The organism is Curtobacterium sp. MCBD17_023 (genome assembly GCF_003224415.1).
Classification (GTDB): Bacteria; Actinomycetota; Actinomycetes; order Actinomycetales; family Microbacteriaceae; genus Curtobacterium.
Genome location: NZ_QKLJ01000002.1, coordinates 449,928 through 457,136, shown reverse-complemented (window position 1 = coordinate 457,136; position 7,209 = coordinate 449,928). Strand labels below are relative to the sequence as shown.

Sequence of the window (7,209 nt, the reverse complement as noted above, 5' to 3'; positions counted from 1 at the left end):
AGGGAGTATCCGCCAGAGGTGTACGGCGGAGCCGGTGTCCACGTTGCCCAGCTGACCGCGGCGCTGCGGTCCGGGACGGACACCGACGTCCGTGTCCGGGCGTTCGGCGGGTTCCGCGACGAGGAGGGCGTGTGGGCGTACCGCACCCCTGCAGGGCTCGAACAGGCGAACGGCGCGCTCCAGGCGCTCGGCACCGACGTGCAGATCGCGGCGGACGTCGAGGGTGCGGACCTCGTGCACTCCCACACCTGGTACGCGAACTCCGCGGGCCGGTTGGCGCAGTTGACGCACGGCATCCCGCACGTCGTGACCGCGCACAGCCTGGAGCCGCTCCGCCCGTGGAAGGCCGAGCAGCTCGGCGGCGGGTACCGCCTGTCGAGCTGGATGGAGCGCGAGGCGTTCACGAACGCCGACGGCGTCGTCGCGGTGTCGAAGGCGATGCGCGCGGACATCCTCCGCTCGTACCCGTCGATCGACCCGGACCGCGTCAAGGTCGTCTACAACGGCATCGACATCGACGACTGGAAGCCCGAACGCGACGACGACGCCGTCCGCGCGCTCGGCATCGACCCGGACCGCCCGAGCGTCGTCTTCGTCGGCCGCATCACCCGGCAGAAGGGCCTGCCGTACCTGCTCCGCGCGGTGGCCTCGCTGCCCGAGGACGTCCAAGTCGTGCTCTGTGCCGGCGCGCCCGACACACCCGAGATCCTCGCCGAGGTCACCGGACTCGTCGAGGACCTCCGGACCCGTCGCAGCGGCGTCGTCTGGATCGACCGGATGCTCGAGCACCGCGAGATCGTGCACGTGCTGTCGAGCGCGACGGTGTTCGTCTGCCCGTCGATCTACGAACCGCTCGGGATCGTCAACCTCGAGGCCATGGCATGCGGCATCCCCGTCGTCGGCACGAAGACCGGCGGGATCCCCGAGGTCGTCGCCGACAGGCTGACCGGTCGGATCGTGCCGATCGACCAGGCGACCGACGGCACCGGCACCCCGACCGACCCGGATCGGTACGTCGCGGACCTCGCCGCGACCCTCAACGAGGTGCTCGGCGACCTCGGGCTCGCGAAGCTCATGGGCCGCGCCGGTCGCCTGCGGGTCGAGAGCGAGTTCACCTGGGGCGCCATCGCCACGAAGACGCGCGCGGTCTACGACCAGGTCCTCGCCGGACGCTGACGCGCCGGCCTGGAGGCCCGGCGCCGGTCCCCGTGACCGGCACCGGGCCTCCCGTCCGTCGCGGCTCCTGCCCGTCGAGCGCGGCGCTGACGGGGGAGCGGAGCCCGCTCGCGTAGGCTGGGTGCATGCCCTCGGTCGTGCGCTTGTCAGACGTCTCCGTGGTCCGCAACGGGGCCACCATCCTCGACGGGATCTCGTGGGAGGTGCGGGACGACGAGCGCTGGGTGGTGCTCGGTGCGAACGGTGCCGGCAAGACCACGCTGCTGCAGGTCGCCGGCGCGCAGACCTTCCCGACGTCGGGTGACGTCGAGGTCCTCGGCACCGAGCTCGGCGGCGCCGACCTGTTCGACCTCCGCCCGCGGATCGGCTTCGCGTCGACCGCCCTGGCGCGCCGCATTCCGGTGACGGAGAAGGTCATCGACGTCGTGCTCACCGCCGCGTACTCGGTCACGGGCCGCTGGAACGAGGAGTACGAGGAGCTCGACGTCCGTCGTGCGCAGCGCGTGCTCGAGGAGTGGGGCCTCGGCGCCTTCACCGACCGGACCTTCGGCGAGCTGAGCGACGGCGAGCAGAAGCGGGTCCAGATCGCCCGCGCCGTGATGACCGACCCCGAGGTGCTGTTCCTCGACGAGCCGGCCGCTTCGCTCGACCTCGGGGCCCGCGAGAGCCTCGTGCGCACCCTCGGCGGCTACGCGCAGAGCGAGGACTCGCCGGCGATCGTCATCGTCACCCACCACGTCGAGGAGATCCCGGCGGGCTTCACGCGCGCCCTGGTCCTGTCGGACGGTCACGTGCAAGCCGCGGGCCCGATCGACGAGGTCCTGACCGCCGACACGCTGACCACCGCGTTCGGCGTCGAGCTCACCGTCTCGAAGGACGCCGGGCGCTGGACCGCCCGCGCGGTCTGACACACCCGACGGCGGCGCTCCCGATCCGTCCCGCGTTCTGGTAACGTGGACGGCTGGCGTCCGCCAACGACTTCCCATCTTCCGTCATCGCGATCCACCGAGGAATCCCCATGAAGACCGACACCCACCCCGAGTACCGCGCCATCGTCTTCCGTGACCTGGCTTCCGGTGAGACGTTCCTGACGCGTTCGACCGCGAACAGCGACAAGACCATCGAGCTCGACGGTGCGACCTACCCGGTCATCGACGTCGAGATCTCGTCCGCCTCGCACCCGTTCTACACGGGCAAGCAGCGCATCCTCGACTCGGCCGGCCGCGTCGAGAAGTTCAACCAGCGCTTCAAGGGCTTCAGCAAGTAAGCAGCCTCCCAGCGACGGACGGGCGGTCCTCCTCAGGGAGGGCCGCCCGTTCGTCGTCCGGGGCGGACACAGCAGGGGCTGACGCAGCAGAGGCGGACGCGGACGGACGCGGCCTCAGACGGACGCCGGCACGTCCGCCACCGCCGCAGCCGCGAGCCCGATGAGCTCCTCGCCCGCGAGCACGCCCTGCGCCGCGGTGACGACGAGGTTCGGCGCCGACCAACCGACGGCGTGCAGTTCGCCGTGTGCGGGGCGGATCGCGACGTCCGCCCAGGCGAGCATCTCCCGGTCGAGGAGCGAGTCCCCGGCGGCGACGGTCCGGGTCGCACCGATCCGCTCGGCGACGGCGGCCAGGGCTCGTTCCTTCCGGATCGGCGCCGGGACCGCGTAGAGCTTCCGGCCCTGCACCGACACCCGCCAGCCCAGCTCGGCGAGGTCACCGGCGAACGACTCGACCGCCGCGTCCGGCAGCTCCGAGCGCTCGACGATGGCGTACACGAACAGGTCCTCGGCGCGACGGGTGCGGAGGACCGCGCCGGTCGGCAGATCGGTCGCGAGGCGCTGCTCGACCTCCGGCAGCGGCGCCGACGTCGCTGCCATCTCACCGCGGAGCGTCTCGGTCCACGCCGGGTCCGGCTCGCCGTCGTGCAGGACGACCGCGCCGTTCGTGGTGACCGCCCAGCCCGAGGGCGGCAGCGGCAGGCGGATCCGCCGGTACTGCGCGACCGTCCGGGTGGTCACCGGCACGACGACGGCGGCCGCGGCGAGCTCCGACAGGGCACGCTCCGCCGCGCGGGTCATGAAGGACAGCGGCAGGCCCTGGTACACCTCGGTGACGACGAGGGAGGGTGCCGCCTCGTCCGGACCGTCGAGCATCAGCGCGGCGGACGAGTAGACCACGGTGCGGTCGAGGTCGAACCCGACGAGGGCGGTCATGCGTCGGCTCCCGCGGTCGTGGCGGCGGACCCGGTCACGCGGCTGCCGAGCGGGTGGATGAGCCCGACGCAGCTGTAGGAGAGGTCGGGCCGGGTCACGACCGGGACGCCGCGCTCCCGGGCGAGGGCGACGACGTGCGCGATGTCGACGTCGTCGGGATCGCGCACGAGCACCTGCCACGGCACCCGCCGGAGCAGGACGCGGGTGGTCTCGCCGACGCCGGGCTTGACGAGGTGCAGGTCCTCGATGCCGTACTCGGCGCCGATCGCCTCGACCGTCCGCATGCCGCGCCAGTCGACGGCACGGGCCGTCGGTCCGCCGTCCGCGGCCACGGCCGCGTCCACCCGGGAGCGGACCGCAGCGAACCGGGCGGCGATCGTCGCGACGAAGGACCGGGAGTGGTCACGGCCGGCGAGCTCGCGGTACTGCTTCGCACCGTGCAGCGTCCCCTCGGGCGTCCAGGACCGGTTGAACACGGTCCGGGACACGAGTCCGGAGACCGTCGAGTTGAGACACGCGGAGGGCACGAGGTAGTCGTCACGGGTCCCGTGCAGCGGGGTGCACCCGGCCGGGTCGGCGAGGACGGCCAGCTCGTCGCCGAACCGCACGCCGTCGGTCGCCGCGAACCGGTCGAGCGCGTCCGTGAGTTCGCGCGTGATGGCGCCCTTCCCGGTCCACCCGTCGACGAAGACGACCTGCGCCGGGTCGTGGTGCGCCGCGAGCCAGCGGAGCGCGGTCTCGTCGATGCCGACCCCGCGGACGATGCTCGCGGTGTAGTGCTGGAGCCGGAGACCGCGCTGTTCTGCGGCCCACCGGCGCATGAGGATCCCGACCGGGGTGCCGGCGCGCGCGAGGGACACGAGCACGGCGTGCGGCCGGTCGCGGAGCACGAGGTCGGTGACGATGCCGACCGCTTCCGCGATGCGGTCGGCCGAGCGGTCGAGGGCGTCGCGGTACAGCTCCTCGTACGCCTCGGTCGGCACGTACTCGACCGGCAACGACTCGGCGTAGTTCGCGCCCTCGAGCTGGATCGCACGCTCCCGGTCGGCGGTGTCCGCCTCGAGGGCGGCGTCCGCCAGGTCCTGCAGCAGCCAGGTGACGTCGTCGGGCTCGTAGGAGCCGAAGGACGGTCCGGTGAGCGGGCGGGGAGGTGTCCCACCGTCGCGCTGCGCTCGGTCGTCGGCGTCCGCGAGCGCGCTCGTCACGAGCACGACGCGGGGGGTCACGGCGGCGAGGGCCGGGAGCAGCCCGTCCGGACCCTCCAACCGGGCCGGGTCGGTGCCCGGCTCCGGCACCACGACGACCGCGTCGAACCCGAGCACGTTGTACGCACAGCGCTCACCGGGACCGTCGACGGTGTCGTCGTGCGAGCGGTGGCGGATCCCGGACCGGATGGGCCACGCGGGGTCGTCGAGGACGGCGACGGGGGAGCGGGTGCTCGTGGAGGACAGGACGTCGGCACCCGTCCGACGGCGGAGGGCATCGGCCACCGCGAGCGGGGTCGCCATGTGCTCTTCGGTGCCGAGCACGAGGACCCGGCCCGGCGCCTCGCCGAGGACGGTCGCGAGGTCGGCGGCGGTGCCTTCGACGTCGGTGCGCGGGGTGCGGACGCGGGACGCGGGCGTGCCGGTCCGGTCGACCGCGGTGGGCGCGGCGGTCACCACGGTGACCGCGCCGGGACGGGAGGCGCGTGCCGGGTCCGGGACGGGCCTCCCGTCCGCGGTCCCGCCGCCATCCGGCGCGACGTCGCGGCCATCCGGGCTGCCGGCGCCGAGTGGACCGGGTGCGCCGAGCGGGGTGGCGAGGGCCGCGACGATCTCCGCGGCCGTCGCGGGGAGGTCCGCCGGGAGCGTCACGTGCCCGCGACCGAGCGCGACCACGGCCACGGGGGCACCGAGCTCCACGGCGAGGGCCTCGGTCGCGGCGACGTCGGCGTCGGAACGGAGGTCGACGAGTGCGGCCACCACCCACTGCCGCTGCGGTGCGAGGGCGTGCAGGGCGCGGATGGTGGCGCGCGCCGTCGCCCCTGTGCTGAGCTCGTCGTCGACGAGGACGACCGTGCCGTCGGTCGGCAACCAGTCGTCGTGCGCCGGGAGCAGCCGGTGTGCGGTGGCGTGCGAGTGCGCCTCGTCGAAGCCCGCTGCCGCGGCCACACCGGGGAGCTCGTGCCGGGTGGAGTGCAGGGTCGCGGCCCCGAGCGACTCGGCGACCATGGCGCCGAGCGCGGTCGCGGTCTCCGCGAAGCCGAGGACCAGGGCCTCGGGGTGGGTCGGACGGGAGGCCGCGAGGTCCGTCCGCAGCGTCGTCGCGGTCCGGTGGAGCGCGTCGTGTGCTGCGGCGTCGCCCGCCGAGGCCTGCGCGTCGAGCACCGCGCGGAAGCGGCCCGCGGCGCCGGCGTCGAAGCGCGCGCCGCCGTCGAGCACGTCGGCCACGCGTGCGCCGAGCGCCTCGCCGGCCAGGAGCGCGACCGCCGGCACCGTCGGGACGTGCTTCGCGAGCACCGTCGAGACGAGCAGGTGCGCCCGCTTCGGGTTGCGGCGGAGCGCGAGCCGCACGAGCGACGACAGCGGGACGGTCGTGTCGCCCGGGGCCGTCCGGTCGTCGACGAGCTCGACACCGAGGTCGGCGGGGGTCGGCAGCGTGGTCGGCAGCGTGGTCGTGGTCACGGGAGGCTCCGCTCGAGCAGGTCGACGTAGGTCACGTCCGGCGTGGTCACACCGAACGCCCGGGCCCGCAGCATGGTGCGTTCCGCCCAGGCGTGGTGCGGCTTCATCTCGTTCATCTTGTTGCCGTACCTCGACGCGGCGACCCCGCCCGAAGCGTTCGCGAGCACGTCCGATGCGTCGGAGAACTCCTCGTCGCTGACCACCGACATGGCGTGCACGAGCGGCACGTGCCTCGGATGGATGACGGTCTTGCCGGTGAGGCCGTTCGCCTGGTCGAGGGTGACCTCGCGGAGGAGCCCGTCGAACCCCTCGAGGAGCAGCTGCCGGCGGAGCGCCAGGTCGCCGGCCTCCTGGAACGGCGACGCTCGGAGCTGCGTGCGGAACACGCGGTCGGAGTCCGGGTAGTGCTCCCACACCGGCCCGGCGACGACGAAGCCGTCCCGCGCGCGGCCGAGGACGTTCACCACGTCGCCGATCACGGACGCGAGCACTTGCACGTCGTACACGGTCAGGTGCGAGGGGCGCCGGAGGCCGTACACGCTCGACAGGTCGGTGGCGCCGATGCGCACGGCGAGCACGTCCCGGCGGCGGGCGAGCAGGAGGTCGTGCACGTCGGCGAGGGCGTCCGTCCGGGACTCGCGGTGCATGATCGCCGGCGACTCCAGGATCGGCATGACGAGCAACCGACGGTCGGACCCGCGCCCGGCGTTCGCCGCGTCGAGCACGTCGAACCACCGGGCTCCGACGCCGTCGCTGTTCTCGAACTTCGGCAGGACGATGCCGCTGAGCACGTCGAGCGCACGGTCGCCGAGCCGGTCCACGAGCCGGGTGAGGTGTTCGGGTGTCCGGACGCGCAGGAACAGCTGCGGCAGCGTGGCCGGGTCGGCGTCCTCGGTCAGGGTCCGGAGTGCCGCCTCCACGTTCGCCTCGGCGCGCGGCAGGTCGTCGTCGCCGACGGAGTCCTCGAGGCAGAGCACGATCGACCCGGCACCGAGCTCGGTCTGCCGGCGGACGTCGCGGACGAGGTCGGGGCGGATCCCCGGCGTGTACAGCGTCGCACCGAGGGCCACCGCGCGGAGGTCCTGGTCGCTGTCCCGGGTGACGTCCTCGGGCGGGCGGAGGAACAGCTGTTCCTGGTCGGGAACGGCGGCGAAGTGGCGCACG

At 73.7% G+C, this 7,209-nt stretch carries 6 protein-coding genes; 3 read left to right on the top strand and 3 right to left on the bottom strand.

Annotated elements, in window-relative coordinates; genetic code table 11:
- The 3 genes from glgA to DEI84_RS04750 all read left to right on the top strand — a co-directional run.
- On the top strand, positions 1-1,176 hold a 1,176-nt coding region (gene glgA, locus DEI84_RS04760; protein WP_258371696.1), incomplete at its 5' end, for a glycogen synthase.
- Positions 1,177-1,301: 125 nt separating this feature from the next.
- Positions 1,302-2,084 carry an ABC transporter ATP-binding protein gene (locus DEI84_RS04755; protein WP_110889851.1) on the top strand — a complete coding sequence of 261 codons (783 nt, stop codon included), beginning with the start codon at positions 1,302-1,304 and terminating at the stop codon, positions 2,082-2,084.
- A gap of 110 nt (positions 2,085-2,194) precedes the next feature.
- Positions 2,195-2,443 (top strand): type B 50S ribosomal protein L31, encoded by a 249-nt coding sequence (locus DEI84_RS04750; protein ID WP_017887280.1) that lies wholly within the window; start codon positions 2,195-2,197, stop codon positions 2,441-2,443.
- Positions 2,444-2,557: 114 nt separating this feature from the next.
- Here DEI84_RS04750 and DEI84_RS04745 read toward each other — a convergent pair whose 3' ends face one another.
- From DEI84_RS04745 to DEI84_RS04735, 3 genes are read right to left on the bottom strand one after another with little or no spacing between them, the layout of a single operon-like run.
- Complete coding sequence (locus tag DEI84_RS04745) at positions 2,558-3,379, bottom strand: HAD family hydrolase (RefSeq protein ID WP_110889850.1); 822 nt, start codon at positions 3,377-3,379, stop codon at positions 2,558-2,560.
- Positions 3,376-6,045, bottom strand: coding sequence for a phosphoribosyltransferase domain-containing protein (locus tag DEI84_RS04740; protein WP_181420348.1), 2,670 nt, complete (start codon positions 6,043-6,045; stop codon positions 3,376-3,378). The genes DEI84_RS04745 and DEI84_RS04740 overlap by 4 nt, the downstream gene beginning before the upstream one ends.
- Positions 6,042-7,208: an HpcH/HpaI aldolase/citrate lyase family protein gene (locus tag DEI84_RS04735; protein WP_110824998.1), complete on the bottom strand. Its 1,167-nt coding sequence runs from the start codon at positions 7,206-7,208 to the stop codon at positions 6,042-6,044. The genes DEI84_RS04740 and DEI84_RS04735 overlap by 4 nt, the downstream gene beginning before the upstream one ends.
- Between the last annotated feature and the right edge of the window lies 1 nt (position 7,209).

Bases quoted from the DNA above. Each gene is read 5' to 3' on its own strand.
- DEI84_RS04745 (WP_110889850.1), bottom strand. From the start codon at position 3,379: ATGACCGCCCTCGTCGGGTTCGACCTCGACCGCACCGTGGTCTACTCG.
- DEI84_RS04750 (WP_017887280.1), top strand. From the start codon at position 2,195: ATGAAGACCGACACCCACCCCGAGTACCGCGCCATCGTCTTCCGTGAC.
- DEI84_RS04755 (WP_110889851.1), top strand. From the start codon at position 1,302: ATGCCCTCGGTCGTGCGCTTGTCAGACGTCTCCGTGGTCCGCAACGGG.